13 protein-coding genes are annotated in these 15075 nt (G+C 64.1%); 9 read left to right on the forward strand and 4 right to left on the reverse strand.

Annotation, left to right across the window (positions count from 1 at the left end; genetic code table 11):
- Positions 1-98 precede the first annotated feature (98 nt).
- Positions 99-821: a hypothetical protein gene (locus ABOC32_RS21170; RefSeq protein WP_426808727.1), complete on the reverse strand. Its 723-nt coding sequence runs from the start codon at positions 819-821 to the stop codon at positions 99-101.
- 249 nt (positions 822-1070) lie between these two features.
- Here ABOC32_RS21170 and ABOC32_RS21175 point away from each other — a divergent pair, with 249 nt between their 5' ends.
- The 4 genes from ABOC32_RS21175 (at position 1071) to ABOC32_RS21190 (ending at position 5827) form a co-directional block, all read left to right on the forward strand.
- Positions 1071-1694 (forward strand): glutathione S-transferase family protein, encoded by a 624-nt coding sequence (locus tag ABOC32_RS21175; protein ID WP_426808728.1) that lies wholly within the window; start codon positions 1071-1073, stop codon positions 1692-1694.
- An 81-nt stretch (positions 1695-1775) separates the two neighbouring features.
- Positions 1776-2282, forward strand: a complete 507-nt coding sequence (locus tag ABOC32_RS21180) for a sigma-70 family RNA polymerase sigma factor (protein ID WP_426808729.1) — start codon at positions 1776-1778, stop codon at positions 2280-2282.
- On the forward strand, positions 2279-3247 hold the full coding sequence (locus ABOC32_RS21185; RefSeq protein ID WP_426808730.1) for a FecR domain-containing protein: 969 nt from the start codon (positions 2279-2281) through the stop codon (positions 3245-3247). Before ABOC32_RS21180 ends, ABOC32_RS21185 begins: the two co-directional genes overlap by 4 nt.
- Before the next feature lie 96 nt (positions 3248-3343).
- On the forward strand, positions 3344-5827 hold the full coding sequence (locus tag ABOC32_RS21190) for a TonB-dependent siderophore receptor (protein WP_426808731.1): 2484 nt from the start codon (positions 3344-3346) through the stop codon (positions 5825-5827).
- A 168-nt stretch (positions 5828-5995) separates the two neighbouring features.
- Here the strand turns inward: ABOC32_RS21190 and ABOC32_RS21195 are convergent, their stop codons facing one another.
- Entirely contained in the window at positions 5996-7171 is a 1176-nt protein-coding gene (locus ABOC32_RS21195; protein ID WP_426808732.1) for an MFS transporter, read from the reverse strand.
- Between the two features lie 94 nt (positions 7172-7265).
- Between ABOC32_RS21195 and ABOC32_RS21200 the strand changes: the two genes are divergently transcribed.
- Entirely contained in the window at positions 7266-8177 is a 912-nt protein-coding gene (locus ABOC32_RS21200) for a LysR family transcriptional regulator (protein WP_234227211.1), read from the forward strand.
- A gap of 106 nt (positions 8178-8283) precedes the next feature.
- Here ABOC32_RS21200 and ABOC32_RS21205 read toward each other — a convergent pair whose 3' ends face one another.
- A complete protein-coding gene (locus ABOC32_RS21205; RefSeq protein WP_426808733.1) occupies positions 8284-8922 on the reverse strand; it encodes a TetR/AcrR family transcriptional regulator in 639 nt (212 codons plus the stop codon).
- A 129-nt stretch (positions 8923-9051) separates the two neighbouring features.
- On the opposite strand from ABOC32_RS21205, the gene ABOC32_RS21210 reads away from it, so the two are divergent.
- From ABOC32_RS21210 to ABOC32_RS21225, 4 genes are all read left to right on the forward strand, one after another.
- The gene (locus tag ABOC32_RS21210; RefSeq protein ID WP_426808734.1) at positions 9052-10734 is read left to right on the forward strand and encodes an amidohydrolase; all 1683 of its coding nucleotides are present in this window, start codon (positions 9052-9054) and stop codon (positions 10732-10734) included.
- Between the two features lie 14 nt (positions 10735-10748).
- Entirely contained in the window at positions 10749-11900 is a 1152-nt protein-coding gene (locus ABOC32_RS21215) for an MFS transporter (RefSeq protein ID WP_426808735.1), read from the forward strand.
- A 193-nt stretch (positions 11901-12093) separates the two neighbouring features.
- Positions 12094-12585 (forward strand): DUF1543 domain-containing protein, encoded by a 492-nt coding sequence (locus tag ABOC32_RS21220; protein ID WP_426808736.1) that lies wholly within the window; start codon positions 12094-12096, stop codon positions 12583-12585.
- A 61-nt stretch (positions 12586-12646) separates the two neighbouring features.
- On the forward strand, positions 12647-13624 hold the full coding sequence (locus ABOC32_RS21225) for a D-2-hydroxyacid dehydrogenase family protein (RefSeq protein ID WP_426808737.1): 978 nt from the start codon (positions 12647-12649) through the stop codon (positions 13622-13624).
- Between the two features lie 661 nt (positions 13625-14285).
- Here the strand turns inward: ABOC32_RS21225 and ABOC32_RS21230 are convergent.
- The gene (locus ABOC32_RS21230) at positions 14286-14672 is read right to left on the reverse strand and encodes a hypothetical protein (protein WP_426811637.1); all 387 of its coding nucleotides are present in this window, start codon (positions 14670-14672) and stop codon (positions 14286-14288) included.
- Positions 14673-15075: the final 403 nt, after the last annotated feature.

Raw genomic sequence — 15075 nt, forward strand, 5'->3', positions numbered from 1 at the left:
AGCAGCCTTGTGCTGCGAAGAGGCCGGTTCAGGCGATGGATTAGTGTCGCCCGTACCGGCCTCTTCGCAGCACAAGGCTGCTCCTACAGGTGGGGCGTTTACCGCGTTCTACGCCGTGCCACGCAGGCATAACCCAGGCCCAGCACGCTGACCGCCAGTACCCCCAGCAGCGCCATCAACTCGCGGCTGTAGCGGGCCACCATGGCGGGAAAACCGATGACCTCGTGGTACACCTGCACATTGGCGACGCCATCGGCGTGATTGATGCCGACCCCGCCCTGGCGGATCTGCAGGTAGTCTGCGTCGAAATACACCCACACCTTGCACGTGCCACCTGGCTCGATGGCCGGGATGTCCACCTGCGCAGTGGCGGTCTCCAGCAGGGTGTCGTTGCCGGCAGCATCACGCACCTGCACCAGGCCCTTGGCTGGCAGACGAATTTTTACCTCCCGTACCGGCGCGTCACCACTGTTGCGCAGTTCGATAAGCAAGCCGGTACGGTGATCGACCAGCCCGGCCTCGAAGGGCTTGGCAAACAGCTGGGCATAGGGTGCCTGGGCCATTTCAATCAGGCGCTCGACCTGGTCGTGGCTTAACTCGCCCTGGCCGATGCCGTTGATGCGTCCCTGCAACTGTTCATACTTCAATTGCTCGCTGGCTTTGCTTATGCGCTCGCTGAACTGGGTGGGATAGGTGAGGTAGGCATAGGTCAGTGACGCCTCCAGGCGCGGGTTGCCCCTGAGCAACACGTAGGCGGCCAAAAGCACCATCAGGCCTACAAGCACGGCTACGAGGAGTTTCCCCACCTTGTCCCAGCTCAAAGCAAACTTCCTTCTGTCGTGATACAGACGATTCAAACCGCCCAAGGGTGCCAAGTTAAGGCCCCCCAGGCAAGCCTGCCATGGTTCACGCTCGCCTTCCCCACCACAATGACCAGCAGGGTGGAAAGGATCACTTTCAGAAATGGACTACAAAAAAACCATGCAGTGAGCCCTCTGTCACCGATCGGCCCCTTGACCGGCACCTGTCAGTGTCAGACGATCAACCTCCCCCACACCAGGACGAACACCATGCTACGGATACTGGGCAGAGCTTCTTCCATCAATGTGCGAAAAGTCCTGTGGGCCTGCGCCGAATTCGAGGTCGCGTTCGAGCGCGAAGACTGGGGCTCTGGCTTCAAGGCCACTGACAGCGCCGAGTTCCTGGCATTGAACCCCAACGCCATGATCCCGGTGATCCAGGATGGCGACTTCATCTTGTGGGAATCCAACAGCATCATCCGCTACCTGGCCAACCGCTACGGTGCCACCGCGTTCTACCCCGACGATGCCCAGGCGCGGGCCAGCATCGACCAGTGGATCGACTGGCAGGCCTCGGACCTGAACCGCTCGTGGAGCTACGCCTTCATGTCACTGGTCAGGCACTCCGCCGCTCACCAGGACCCGCAAGCACTTGCCGCTGGTTGCGCCGAATGGTCACGCTACATGCACATCCTCGACCGCCAGCTGGCCAGCACCGGTGCCTACGTGGCCGGCAGCCAGTTCACCCTGGCCGATATCCCTATCGGTCTGTCGGTCAACCGTTGGTTCGAAACACCGTTCGAGCACCCGCACCTGCCTGCGGTGCGCGATTATTACGAGCGCCTGAGCGAGCGCCCGGCCTATCACCTGCACGGCCGTAACGGTACGCCGTAAGCGTAGAACACTGGTTTCACTGCCGGGCATTGGGTAATAATGCGAGTCATTACCATTAATGCACGAACACGGAAGAGCGGCATGCCCGGCAGCAGACACCCCATCGAGCATCTCTACGTCGAGCACCACGGCTGGCTGCAGGGTTGGCTGCGCCATCGGCTGAACAATGCAGCGGATGCTGCCGACCTTGCCCACGACACCTTTGTCCGCGTACTGCAAAGGCGCCAGGCAAAGGCGCTGCTGGAGCCACGTGCCTATTTGCGCACGATCGCCCGCGGGCTGGTCATCGACCTGTGGCGCCATCGCGACATCGAGCGGGCCTGGCTGGAGACGCTGGCGCTGTTGCCCGAGGCCGAAGTGCCGTCACCGGAAACCAGTGCCCTGGCCATCGAGGCACTGGTGGCCATCGACCGCCTGCTTGACGCGCTGCCCGTACGCACGCGCACCATCTTCCTGCTGGCACAACTGGATGGCATGCCCTGCCCGCGCATTGCCGAACAGTTAGGAGTGTCGCTGTCCACCGTCGAACGCGACCTGAGCAAAGCCTTGCGCCACTGCTATCAGCTTGTCTTCGAGAGCACGCCATGAGCACCAGCACACTGCCGGCGCTACCCGGCGCGACGGTGGACCAGGCAATAGAATGGTCGATCCGCCTCACCTACAACCGGCCCGACCCTGCCACCCGGGCAGCGTTCCAGGCCTGGCTGGCGGATGACGAAACCCACCGCCTGGCCTGGGCGCGCATGCAGAGCCTGAGCGGGCACTTTGCCGGTGTGCCGGGCGGGCTGGCGCGCCAGGCGCTGGAAAAACTGCCTGAAGCCCGCCTGCAACGGCGCCAGGTGCTGAAGCTGCTGGCGCTGTTCGCAGCAGTCGGCAGTACCGCTTGGGGCACCCGCGAAACCGCGCCCTGGCAGCGGCTGATGGCCGACTACAGCACCCGTGTCGGTGAACATCAACGCTGGACCCTGGCCGATGGCAGCCAGCTGGAGCTCAATACCGACAGCGCCGTGCGTGTGCATTTCGATGCCCGGCACCGGCGCATCGAACTGTTGCGCGGCGAGCTGTACCTGGTCAGCGGTGCCGACAGCGACAGCCTGCAACAGCGCCCCTTGCAGGTCACCACCACCTTTGCCACGTTCACCGCCCACGGCAGCCGCTGCAACGTACGACAGTTTGACGACGCCTGCCGCCTGGGCGTTGCCGAAGGCACCGTGAACATACAGCCACGCTCAGGTACCGGTGCCGTTGCCCAACCCGGAGAAACCTGGCGGGTGACCCGCGACAACGTGCTGCGCCTGCCCGGCAACGCCGAAGACGCCGCCGCCTGGCGCGACGGCCTGCTGACCGCGAGGGCGATGCCGCTGGCCGAACTGCTCGACGAACTCGGGCGTTATCGCAACGGCTATCTGGGCTGTGACCCACAGGTTGCGAAGCGCACCATCAGTGGCAATTTCAACCTCACCGACACCGACGCCACCCTGGCCTTCATCGCCCAGGCCCACGGCTTGCGCGTGCAGGCAATGACGCGTTACTGGGTGCGCCTGAGCGCCTGAAACAACCCGGCAAAAAAAGTGTTCGCCGGGTGAAGGGGTTTGCAATCTCGCCCGGCATACACAGCAGAACACTCAAATTGCCAACGAGAACCCCACGTGACCCGACCCGCTCCCCTGCGCCTCGCCATCCGCCAAGCCCTGTTCTGCACCAGCCTTGGCCTGGCTACGCTGCCCCTGGCCCATGCCGCCGACAGCGCCAGCACCACCACCCGCTACGACCTGGCCATCCCGGCCGGCTCGCTGGATGCCGCCTTGACCACCCTCAGCCGCAGCACCGGCCTGAACATTGCCTTCACCCCGGGTGACCTGGCCGGCAAGTACAGCGCCGGGCTGCGCGGCAGTTTCAGCAGCCAGCAAGCCCTGCAGCAGTTACTGGTCGGCAGCGGCCTGCAAGCCATGCCGCAGGACGGCGGTTACCGCCTGATCCCGGCCAGCGAACCGCTGCCATTGGGTGCTGTGGCACTGGACCCGACCAACGTGACCGGCACCGCCAACCTGGGCGAACAAACCGAAAACACCGGTTCCTACACCACGGGGGCGATCACCACCGGCGGCAAGACACCTCGCAGCCTGCGCGAAACCCCGCAGTCGGTGAGTGTGATGACCCGCCAGCGCATGGATGACCAGCACCTCACCAGCCTGACCCAAGTGCTGGACCAGACCACCGGCATCACCGTGGTCGGCGGCAACGACACGAAAAACCAGATCTACTCGCGCGGCTTCGTCATCCGCAGCATCCAGACCGACGGCGGCGCACCGATGCTGCGCAACGAAGCCTTCGACACCCTGCCCGACATGACTGCGTACGACCATGTCGAGGTATTGCGTGGCTCCGACGGGTTGTTCGGCGGCACTGGCGACCCAGGCGGCAGCATCAACCTGGTGCGCAAGCGCGCCTTGCCGTTCAACCAGCTGAGCATCAGCCAGTCGGCCGGCAGCTGGGACAACTACCGCTCCGAGGTCGACCTGACCGGCCCGCTTGGGTTCGACGGTGCACTTCGCGGCCGCGTGGCGATGTCGTTCGAGGACAAGAAATACTTCTACGACAATGCCGACAGCGAGAAGCACGTGATCTTCGGCACCCTGGAAGCAGACCTGAGCCCGGCCACCTTGGTGAGCATCGGCGGCACCTATGAATGGCGAGACATGGACGGCTACTGGGACCGGGGCCTGGTGCGCTACAAGGACGGCACCGAAATCGGCACCTCGCGCAGCCGCTCGCTGGCCGCCGACTGGTCCGCGAACAACTACAAGCGCACCGAGTACTTTGCCAAGGTCGAGCACGCCCTGGACGACAACTGGAGGCTCAAGGCCAGCTACACCAAAAGCAAGTTCGATTCGACCCAGGACATTGGCGAAGTCAGCGCCGCCGTCGACCCGAACACCAACCAGACCACCTTCAAGCGTTTCATCCGCGGTTACAACAACGAGCAGGACCTGTTCGATGCCAACCTGTCCGGCACCTTCGAAGCCTTTGGCCTGACCCACGAACTGCTGGTCGGCGCCGACTACGAAGAAGTGATGCGCAGCTACTCCGACGACAGCGACCTGTCGCAAGTGAGCGACATCAACGTACCCTTCGACATCGCCACGGGTGACGCCGGCGCCATGCCCAAGCCGCGCACCCCCCCCAGCTACTACTACAACCCCGACTGGAACCAGCGCAAATCCGGTGCCTATGCCACCTTCAAGGCGCAGCTTGCCGAGCCACTGCACCTGACCCTGGGCGCACGCTATTCCGACTACCGCGACAACACCCGCACCGTGGTGCCGGCCTTCAACAATGCCGACACCCGGGTCAAGGAAAGCAACCGCGGCGTCATCACGCCGTTTGGCGCGTTGGTGCTCGACCTGAACCGGCAGTGGTCGCTGTACACCAGCTATGCAGAGATCTTCCAGCCGCAAACCGCCTTCAAGTCCCCCAGCAGCCAGCCACTGGACCCGATCGAGGGCGAAACCTACGAGTTCGGTACCAAAGGCGAGTTGCTCGATGGCCGCCTCAACCTGTCCAGTGCGCTGTATTACACCAAGCGCATGAACGAAGCGATCAGCACTGGGCAAGGCTTCTACACCGCCTCTGGCGAGGTGATCAGCAAGGGTATCGACAGCGAGATTTCCGGTGAGCTGGCCCCAGGCTGGCAAGCCATGGCCGGCTACACCTTCAACATCAACAGGCAACGTGTTGCCGGCAATGCCGCCAACAACGGCACGCCGATGAGCACGCAAACGCCCAAGCACCTGTTCAAGTTCTTTACTACCTACCAGCTGCCCGGCGAGTTCGAACGCTGGAAGGTCGGCCTGGGTGCGACCATCCAGAGCGACAGCTACAAAAGTGGCTTCATCCAGCGCCGCCTGCCCGACGGTGGGCTCAGCCAGCAAGACCCGTATGCGTTCCGCCAGGCGGGTTATGCGGTGTGGAACGGCTTGGTCGAGTACCGCATCGATGAGCACTGGACGGCCACGCTCAATGGCAACAACCTGTTCGACAAGACCTACTACCAGACCGTGGATGCCAGCGATACCGGCAACTGGTACGGCGCGCCACGCAACTACATGCTGACCTTGCGCGGTAAGTTCTGAGGTTTGTTGACGGGTTCCAGCTGCAAGATCCTGGGGCTGCTTTGCAGCCCATCGCGACACAAGGCCGCTCCTACAACTACAGCGCAAGCCTCAGGTGCTGCACGGTCTCTGTGGGAGCGGCCTTGTGTCGCGAAAGGGGCGCGCAGCGCCCCCGGCGATCTCAGCTTGTTACACCGTGACCTGCCCCCCCGCTGCCACCACCCGACCACGCCAGGCAAACAGCAACACCATCACCAACCCCAACGCCGCCATCGCCGCGCCCGCCAGGGAAATCGCCGGGTAGCCCAGCCCCGCATTGATCACTGCACCACCCAGCGCCGCGCCAATCGCATTGCCCAGGTTGAACGCACCAATGTTCACCGCCGAGGCCAGGTTGGGTGCATCCTTGGCAGCTTCCATCACCCGCATCTGCAAGGGCGGCACCAGTGCAAAGCTGGCAGCGCCCCAGACCAGAATCGCCAGGGCCGTCGGCAGCGGCCAGTCCAGCACCAGCGGGAACACCAGCAGCACGGCAATCAACAGCGCCAATGACAGGATCAGCGTGCGGTCGATCGAGCGGTCTGCCGCCTTGCCACCCCACACGTTGCCCAAGGTCAAACCCACACCGAACAACACCAGCATGGCCGTCACGAAGGTGGTGGACGCCGCTGCCTCGCTCTGCAGGATCGGCGCGATGTAGGTGAACACTGTGAACATCGCACTGGAACCCACCACCGTCAGCAGCAACGCCGCCAGCACCGGGCCGCGGCCCAGCACACGGATTTCGGCCATGGCCCCATCACCTTTGGGCGACGGCACATTGGGCAGCGCATACCAGAGCGATGTCATCGCCACCAGGCCAAGCCCGGCGATACCCCAGAATGCCGTGCGCCAGCCCAACATTTCACCAAACCAGGCCGCCAGCGGCACGCCGCCGATGGTGGCCAGGGTCAAGCCCATGAACATCGCCGCCACGGCGCCGGCGCGCTTCTCGGGCGGTACCACGCTGGCCGCGACAATCGAGCCGATACCAAAGAAGGCACCGTGGTTGAGCGAGGTGACCACGCGGGCCACCAGCAGGCTGGCGTAGTCGCTGGCCAGGGCCGACATCAGGTTACCCAGGGTGAAAATGGCCATCAGCCCGATCAGCAAATAGCGCCGCGGGATTTTCACCGTGGCCAGGGTCATCAGCGGTGCGCCGATCAGCACGCCAATGGCATAGGCACTGACCAGCAGCCCGGCAGCAGGAATTGAAACGCCAAGGTCAGTGGCGATGCTGGGCAACATGCCCATGGGGGCGAACTCGGTGACACCGATGCCAAAGGCACCGATGGCGAGTGCGACAAGAGGTGGATTGATACGCATGGCAAGCTCCTTATCTATGCCGCAAATGCTACGATCCATTTCAAAAGCGCACTAGACTGCTTTTTTGCCAACCACCTTTGCGCACGAGGCACAAATGGACTTCAGTGGAAGATCCGGAGAGATGGAGATTTTTGCCAGGGTGGCGCAAGAAGGCAGCCTGTCGGCCGCCGCGCGGGCACTGAACCTGACGCCTTCTGCGGTCAGCCGCATCATCGCCCGCACCGAACAGCGCCTGGGCACCCGCCTGCTGTTGCGCACCACCCGGGCGATCACCCTCACCCCCGAGGGTGAGGCGTACCTGCGCGGTGCCCGGCGGGTGCTGGCCGACATGCTCGAAGTGGAAGAAGCCATCACCGACCAGGGCGTGCCGCGCGGGCGCTTGCGGGTAAGCGCCGCGCTGGGCCACGCCCGGCTGACCGTGGTACCACTGCTGGCGGCCTTCAGCGCACGCTACCCGCAAGTGCTGGTTGACCTTACCCTCAGTGACGAAGTGGCCGACATTCTCGGCGGCCAGGCCGACGTGGCTTTGCGTTTCGGGCACCTACCGGACAGCTCGTTGAGCGCCCGCGCCATTGGTGAAACCGGCCAGGTCGTGGTTGCCTCGCCTGAGTACCTGCAACGCTGCGGCACCCCGCTTGAGCCTGAAGACCTGGCCCGGCACAACTGCCTGCGCTTCAACTTCCGCCGCGCCGCGCCCGACTGGCCGTTTCGCCGCGATGGGCAGGTGTTCTCGTTGAAGGTGACGGGGAACATCGAATGCAGCAGCGGCGAAGCCCTGGCGCAACTGGCCAGGATCGGTGCCGGCGTGGCACGCATCGGTACCTTCACGGTGGTCGACGACCTGGCCAGCGGGCGGCTGGTGCCCTTGCTGGAGGCGTACAACCCTGACGACCGCGAGCCGATCCATGCGGTGTTCGTCGGTGGCCAGGCGATGCCGGCGCGGGTGCGGGTGTTCGTGGACTTTCTGGTAGAGCACCTGTCTGGCGGCCCCCGCAATCCCTTGTAGGAGCGGCCTTGTGTCGCGATGGGGTGCGTTAGCAGCCCCGGCAATTCATGCGTCAACGCTGGCATCCGGGGGCCGCTTTGCGGCCCATCGCGACACAAGGCCGCTCCTACAGGGGGGCGAGTGCAGGCCCTTGCATCCCGGCCAGGATAAAGCCCATGAACCGCCTCACATCTTCCCGGTGTGCGGCGATGTCCAGCGGCTCGCGGCTGCACAGGCGCAGTAACTGCAGGTGCCCATAGTCGTTGATCAAAAACGCCGCATAGCCCACGTCCAGCCCCGCGCGCAGCCTGCCGCTATCGCACAGGTCCTGCAGCAGGCACTTCAACTCGTTGACCAGCGCATCATTGACCCGCTTGTAGGCCTGTGGCACGTCCTGCTGGCCACTGCCCAGCAACGGCAGTAGCGGCGGCAGTATTTCGCGCCAGAGCGGCGCAGGCAGCACCTCGAAGGCGTAATCCGTCAGGTGCGATTCGTAGCAGCACAGCGCCTCCAGCGCATCGGCGAACTCCGGCAGGCGCCGCCTGGCCTCTGCCACCGCCCGGTGGTCGGCCTCGCGCAGCTTCTCCAGCAGGATTTCCTGCTTGCTGCCGAAGTAGGCAAACACCGTGGGCACCGACACCGCCGCCAGGCGCGCGATCTGCTCCATGGTGGTGGTCTGGTAACCCTGCGCCTCGAACAGGCCCAGCGCCGTGCGGCTGATGGTTTCACGGCGCATCGCCTTTTGCTGCTCGCGCAATCCGCTCACATTCACACCCTTTTCAAACCGTACAAATCGGCGCCAAGCATAGCGCAAAGCTGATCCGTAAAATATTTTATTGACTAAAGGTTTTAAGCAACTCAAAACTAATGCGACATTCTGACCCAGGGAGTTGCCATGTCCATCGCCGCAGACCTCATCATCCACAACGCCCGTGTCTACACCGTCGACCCGCACAGGCCCTGGGCCCAGGCTGTGGCCATCAGTGGCGAACGCATCGTCTGCGTGGGCGACCACGCCAGCGCCATGGCGCACGCCGGCCCATCCACCCGGCTGCTGGATGCCGGCGGTAAACTGGTGCTGCCAGGCTTCGTCGAGTCGCACTGGCACTTCTCCTCTACCGCTTTCGCCTTCCAGGCGCTGGTCAACCACACAGACCCGCAGCAGGTGCTGGCCTTGCTCAAGGCCTACGTCGAGGCCAACCCCACGGAAAAAGCCATTACCGGCATGGGCTGGATCCAGCCGCTGATGCCTGAGCACATGCTGCGCCGCGAAGTCCTCGATGCCATCTGCCCGGACAAGCCGGTGTGCCTGCTGTCCACCGACTATCACACCATGTGGGTCAACAGCTTCGCCCTGAACGCCGCCGGCATCGACCGCGATACCCCGGCGGTGGAAGAAGGCGCCAGCTGGTTCGAAAAAGACCCGCTCACCGGCGAACCCACTGGCGTGATCATCGACTGCGCGGCCTATTCGCTGCTGATGCAACGCCTGAGCGAAGCGGGCTACCTGCCAACAGGCATCGACCTTTACCTGCGCTCGATCCCCTTCTGGCAAGAAAAACTGGTGGCTGCCGGCATTACCACGGTGTTCGATGCCGGCTTCCTCGACCCCGCCGGCGACCAGTCGCTGCTGTATGAAACCCTGCAGCAACTGGAGCGCGAAGAGCGCCTGAAACTGCGCGTGGTCGGCAGCTACATCAACATGGGCACCGAGGACGACCCGGTCACCCAGCTGCAAGCCCTGCGCGAGCGCTACGACTCGCCACTGGTCAAGGCGCAGACCCTCAAGCTGATGCTGGACGGTACCGAGCTGAACCACACCGCGTTCTTGCTCGAGCCCTATTGCGACAAACCACACAGCTGCGGCTCGACGACCATGCCCGAGGAGGTGTTTGAGGGCCACGTGCGCAAGGCCGACGCCCTGGGCATCGACGTGATGGTGCATGCTGTGGGCGATGGCGCCGTGCGCATGGCGCTGGACGTATTCGAGCGTACCTTCGCCAGCAACCCGCCCCGCGACCGCCGCCACGTTATCACCCACGCCTTCCTCACCCACCCGGACGACATCCCGCGCTTTCGCCGCATCGGCGTCATGGCCAACACCCAGTTGCAGTGGGGCGTGGTCGACGCCTACGCCGAGGCCATCCAGCAGACCTACGGTTACCCACGCTGGGCCTCGATGTACAAGTTCCGCAGTTTCATCGACCAGGGCGTGACCGTGTCCATCGGCATGGACGGCCTGGTGTGCCAATGCCGATGCCAGCACAAACCGGTGGAGCACATCGAATCGGGCCACACCCGCCAGCTCAGCGGCGAACCCGATGCCCCGGTGATGCCCGATGCCGACGAGCGCCTGAGCATCCCGCAACTGATCGCCGCCTACACCCTCAACGGTGCCTACCAGCTGGGCCTGGAGCAGGAAATCGGCTCGATCACTGTCGGCAAGCGCGCCGACATCATCGTGCTGGAGCAGGACCTGTTCGAACTGGACCGCTATCAGATCGGCAATACCGACGTGGCGCTGACCGTGATGAACGGCCGCATCACCCATGACGCAGGTACCCTGCCCCGCGCCTGACCCCGGACCCGACCATGCATAACAATAACAACACCCTGCTTCTGCGTGCCGCGCTGATCTACATCGCCGCCACGGCGCTGATCATCATCGGCGTACAACCTATCTTCATTGGCCTGTTGGCCGAACGGCTGCAGCTGGACCTGAGCCAGCAGGGCTGGGTGCTGTCCAGTGAAATGAGCGGGACATTGCTCGGCTCCCTGCTGCTCCCGGTGCTGGGGCGCCGCCTGGGTGGTCGCGGGCTTTATCTGGCTGCAGCCTTCGCAGCGCTGATGCTGAACGTGCTCAGCGCGGCACTGGACACTTTGACGACGCTCATCCTGTGCCGTTTTGCCTGTGGCATTGCTGCAGGTGTGCTGTATGCCGGGGCGATCAGCGGGCTTGGCCGGTTGCCGGGCCAGGATCGGTCGTACGGCTTGTCGCTGCTGATTCAAACCGCGGTTTTTGCCCTGTACGCCACCTGCATGCCGCAACTGGCAGAACAGTTCGGCAACCGCGCAGCGATTGCATCGCTGGGTTTCTGGTTCGTGCTGATCGGCCTGGCTGCGCTGTTCATTCCGGCACAACTGCTGCGTGCAACGCCGGTGCGCCTGGCGCAGCCAGGTGGCGGCTCGGCGCTGATCGGGCGCTACGCCTTGCTCGGGATGCTGTGCCTGCAACTGGCCATCTACTCGCTGTGGGGGTTTGTCGACCAGTTGGCGCGCGAACGTGGCATCGACGCGGTGGATGTGGGCTGGGCCTTCGGGCTGGGGATACTGGGTGGCTTGCCTGGTGGTGCCCTGCCCAGCCTGCTGGGCGCACGGGTGAGCCGTGGGCCGATGATCGGCCTGGGCTCGCTGGTGGTGCTGGTATCGATCGGCATGCTCGCGCGCTACACCCATGACGCCGACCAGCTGTGCATGGCGCTGTTCCTGATGAACTTCGGCTGGGTGCTGGCGCTGACCTATTACATGGGGGCGATTGCCACCAATGATCCACGCGGCACGTTGACGCCCTGGGTCAGCGCGCTGCAGCTGGGCGCCGCGGCAGTAGCGCCGGCGTTCGTGGCGTTGCAGCAGCAGAGTGCCGGGCGGGAGATGATCTTTGCCAGTGCGGGGGCAGCGGTGGTGCTCGGGTTTGTGCTCAAGTGCACTGCCGGAGTGGTTCAACGGCGTGCAGCAGCGGCCTGAATTCAACCCTTGCTGATGGACTGCAAGACCCTGTGGGAGCGGGTTCACCCGCCAATGCGGCAGTGGATTCACTACTGCATTCGCGGGTGAACCCGCTCCCACAGGGGACGCTGAACATCTCGAGGTATGTGCCGGGCACTCGGGCGAACGGTACAATGCCGCCTATCAAATTCAGCCACGCAAAGGACCGCCCATGCTTTACGTCGTCATGCTCGGAGGCCGCCACCCGGGCGCCAAGATCGAAGTCCACGACGTGGTATTCGCCCAGGCCGACACCTTCGAACAGGCCTACCCGCAGCTACGCCAAGCCTGGTTCGGCAGCGCGAAAGGCTTGCACATCGATTCGTGGCTGGAAGTGCACGGCGTGGACGGCCAGCGCATCGAACTGCGCGCGCACGCCCCCGCCCGCGGCGCACTGCACCTGTACTTCATCAACCTCGGCGGTTACGAACGCGATGTGTTCGGCGAGGCGCACCGCTACCTGCTGGTTGCCGCCCACAACAAGACCGAAGCCAAGGCCCTGGGCAAGCAGCGCATGCAGGCACACTGGCTGAAGCCGCACACCGACGCCTTGCTCGATGTCGACGACTGCCTGGCAATCGACCAGGTGGGCGGGCAGTTCGTGCACCTGGTCGAAGGGCCGCATGAGCCGGTGGTGGTGCGCAGCGACTACATCCTGATCTGACGTTGACACCCGCAGTTGGGTTATCGTCGACGCTTCACTGTACCGCCAGGGCCAGACCACCATGCGCATTGTCATTCCCGACGACTACCAGGATGTGATCCGCACGCTCGACTGCTTCGGCAAGCTGAGCGGGCACGCTGTCAGCGTACTTCATGAGCGCCAGCCGGCCACGCTGGAGCAACTGGCAGCACGCTTTGCCGGTGCCGATGCACTGGTACTCACCCGCGAACGTACCCGCATCGACGCCGCCTTGCTCGACCGCCTGCCAAACCTCAAGCTGATCAGCCAGACCGGCAAGGTGTCCAGCCACCTGGACCTGGCTGCCTGTACCGCACGCGGCATTGCCGTCACCGAGGGGCGCGGCTCGCCGGTGGCGCCTGCAGAACTTGCCTGGGCGCTGATGCTCAATGCCCGCCGGCAACTGGTGCCGGCCATCGACGCCTTCCGCCAAGGCCAATGGCAGGTCAACCTGGGCCAGGCGCTGGCCGGCCAGCTGCTGGGCATCTGGGGCTACGGCAAGATCGGCCAGCGTCTGGCGCGTTATGCGCAGGCGTTCGACGTACCCGTGCTGGTGTGGGGCAGCGACAGCAGCCGCGCCGCAGCCGAGGCCGATGGCCACCGTGCAGCCGCCTCGCGCGAAGCATTCTTTGCCGAAGCAGATATTGTCAGCCTGAACCTTCGCCTGTCCGACCAGACACGCCACAGGGTGACCTTCGACGACCTGTCCCGCATGAAGCCCGACGCCTTGCTGGTGAACGTCAGCCGCGCAGAACTGATTGCCCCGGGTGCATTGCTGCAGGCGCTGGATGCCGGGCGGCCGGGTTACGCGGCGGTGGATGTGTACGAGGAGGAGCCGCTGCTCGACCCCACCCATCCGCTGCTGCGCCACCCACGCGTACTCAGTACGCCGCACGTGGGGTACGTGGAGAAGAACGGCTACGAGCTGTACTTTGGCGATGCGTTCGACAATGTGCTGGCGTTTTTCGAAGGGAAGCCAAAGAACGTTGCCAACCCGGAGGCCCTGGCGGCTCGACGCTGAGCCATTTGGGAGCAACGGTCTTGTTCACAATCCAGGAATTCGCACGATCACTGTGAGAGCGGGCGTGTCGAGGCGTTGAACCGCCGCGAACACCGGCGAAGCCGGTGCCATCCACTGCGCAGGATTCTTCGCAAGTAAACCCGCTCCCACAGGGACCGCGCAGGCTTCAGGCTTACGCAATACCTGTGGGAGCGGCTTTAGCCGCGAACACCGGCGAAGCCGGTGCCATCCACCGCGCAGGATTCTTCGCGGGTGAACCCGCTCCCACAGGGACCGCGCAGGCTTCAGGCTTATGCAGTACCTGTGGGAGCGGCTTTAGCCGCGAACACCGGCGAAGCCGGTGCCATCCACCGCGCAGGATTCTTCGCGGGTGAACCCGCTCCCACAGGGACCGCGCAGGCCTCAGGCTTATGCAGTACCTGTGGGAGCGGCTTTAGCCGCGAACAACGACGAAGCCGGTGCCATCCACCGCGCAGGATTCTTCGCGGGTGAACCCGCTCCCACAGGGACCGCGCAGGCTTCAGGCTTACGCAATACCTGCGGGAGCGGCTTTAGCCGCGAACACCGGCGAAGCCGGTGCCATCCACCGCGCGGGGTTCTTCGCGGGCATGCCCGCTCCCACAGGGGCCGCGCAGGCCTCAGGTTTGCCTTTAAGTTATGTTCAACCGAACAGGTTCAGCCCCAGCGCGAACACAGCCACCGCCAGCGCCACCAGCGGCACGGCATTGCGCCCCAGATACGCCGCCCAGTCGGTCCCGGTCAATTGCTGTAATTGCAGCTCGCATTCACGCTGGCGCTCCACCAGGCTGGTCAAATGCGTCTCGACGCTGTCAACGCGCTGAGCCTGGGTGCTGGTTGCCAGCGCAAGCCGCTTCAATGCCGTCGTCACCGTGGTAGACAACGCCTCCCTCGCCAGGTTGCTGGCGGCCAACTGCTCCTGGTACTGCTCCAGGCTCTTGCGGATCGCCCCTTCCTTCTGCACGCGGGCCAGGGTACTTGCCACCAGCTTGCGGTTCTGCACCTCGGCACTGGCCTGCAGCGCGGCCATTTCGATTGCATGCTGGCCTTGCACGCTTGCCAGACGCTCCACCTCTTGCCTGCACAAGGCATGACCATCGGCCAGCGCCAGCAGTTCGCCGAGCTGTTGCCTGAGTTCGCGCGCCACCCTCAGTGAACCGCAGGGGTCGCCATCCGGGTTCGCGGCGTCTGCGTGCAGGCGTTCGATTTCACTCGCCAGCGCATCGTTGAGGCCACGCAGTACCTTGTTATCGGAAGCAGCATCCAAACTGCCAAGGGTGGTCTCGATCACCCTGTCCACAATCGGCTTTGCGAGCGGGGTCAGAGTGCCGTGTTCGTATTGCTGGTTCATCAATTCCTGTCCGGATACAGCGGTAAGGGGCGGAAAGCTATCAAATTGGCATCATTGGATCCACTGATGAACGAGAGAATTG

The organism is Pseudomonas sp. WOUb67, assembly GCF_050058005.1.
Taxonomy (GTDB): Bacteria; Pseudomonadota; Gammaproteobacteria; order Pseudomonadales; family Pseudomonadaceae; genus Aquipseudomonas; species Aquipseudomonas putida_R.

Bases quoted from the DNA above. Each gene is read 5' to 3' on its own strand.
- ABOC32_RS21175 (WP_426808728.1), top strand. From the start codon at position 1,071: ATGCTACGGATACTGGGCAGAGCTTCTTCCATCAATGTGCGAAAAGTC.
- ABOC32_RS21180 (WP_426808729.1), top strand. From the start codon at position 1,776: ATGCCCGGCAGCAGACACCCCATCGAGCATCTCTACGTCGAGCACCAC.
- ABOC32_RS21185 (WP_426808730.1), top strand. From the start codon at position 2,279: ATGAGCACCAGCACACTGCCGGCGCTACCCGGCGCGACGGTGGACCAG.
- ABOC32_RS21195 (WP_426808732.1), bottom strand. From the start codon at position 7,171: ATGCGTATCAATCCACCTCTTGTCGCACTCGCCATCGGTGCCTTTGGC.
- ABOC32_RS21200 (WP_234227211.1), top strand. From the start codon at position 7,266: ATGGACTTCAGTGGAAGATCCGGAGAGATGGAGATTTTTGCCAGGGTG.
- ABOC32_RS21210 (WP_426808734.1), top strand. From the start codon at position 9,052: ATGTCCATCGCCGCAGACCTCATCATCCACAACGCCCGTGTCTACACC.
- ABOC32_RS21215 (WP_426808735.1), top strand. From the start codon at position 10,749: ATGCATAACAATAACAACACCCTGCTTCTGCGTGCCGCGCTGATCTAC.
- ABOC32_RS21220 (WP_426808736.1), top strand. From the start codon at position 12,094: ATGCTTTACGTCGTCATGCTCGGAGGCCGCCACCCGGGCGCCAAGATC.
- ABOC32_RS21225 (WP_426808737.1), top strand. From the start codon at position 12,647: ATGCGCATTGTCATTCCCGACGACTACCAGGATGTGATCCGCACGCTC.
- ABOC32_RS21230 (WP_426811637.1), bottom strand. From the start codon at position 14,672: ATGGCCGCGCTGCAGGCCAGTGCCGAGGTGCAGAACCGCAAGCTGGTG.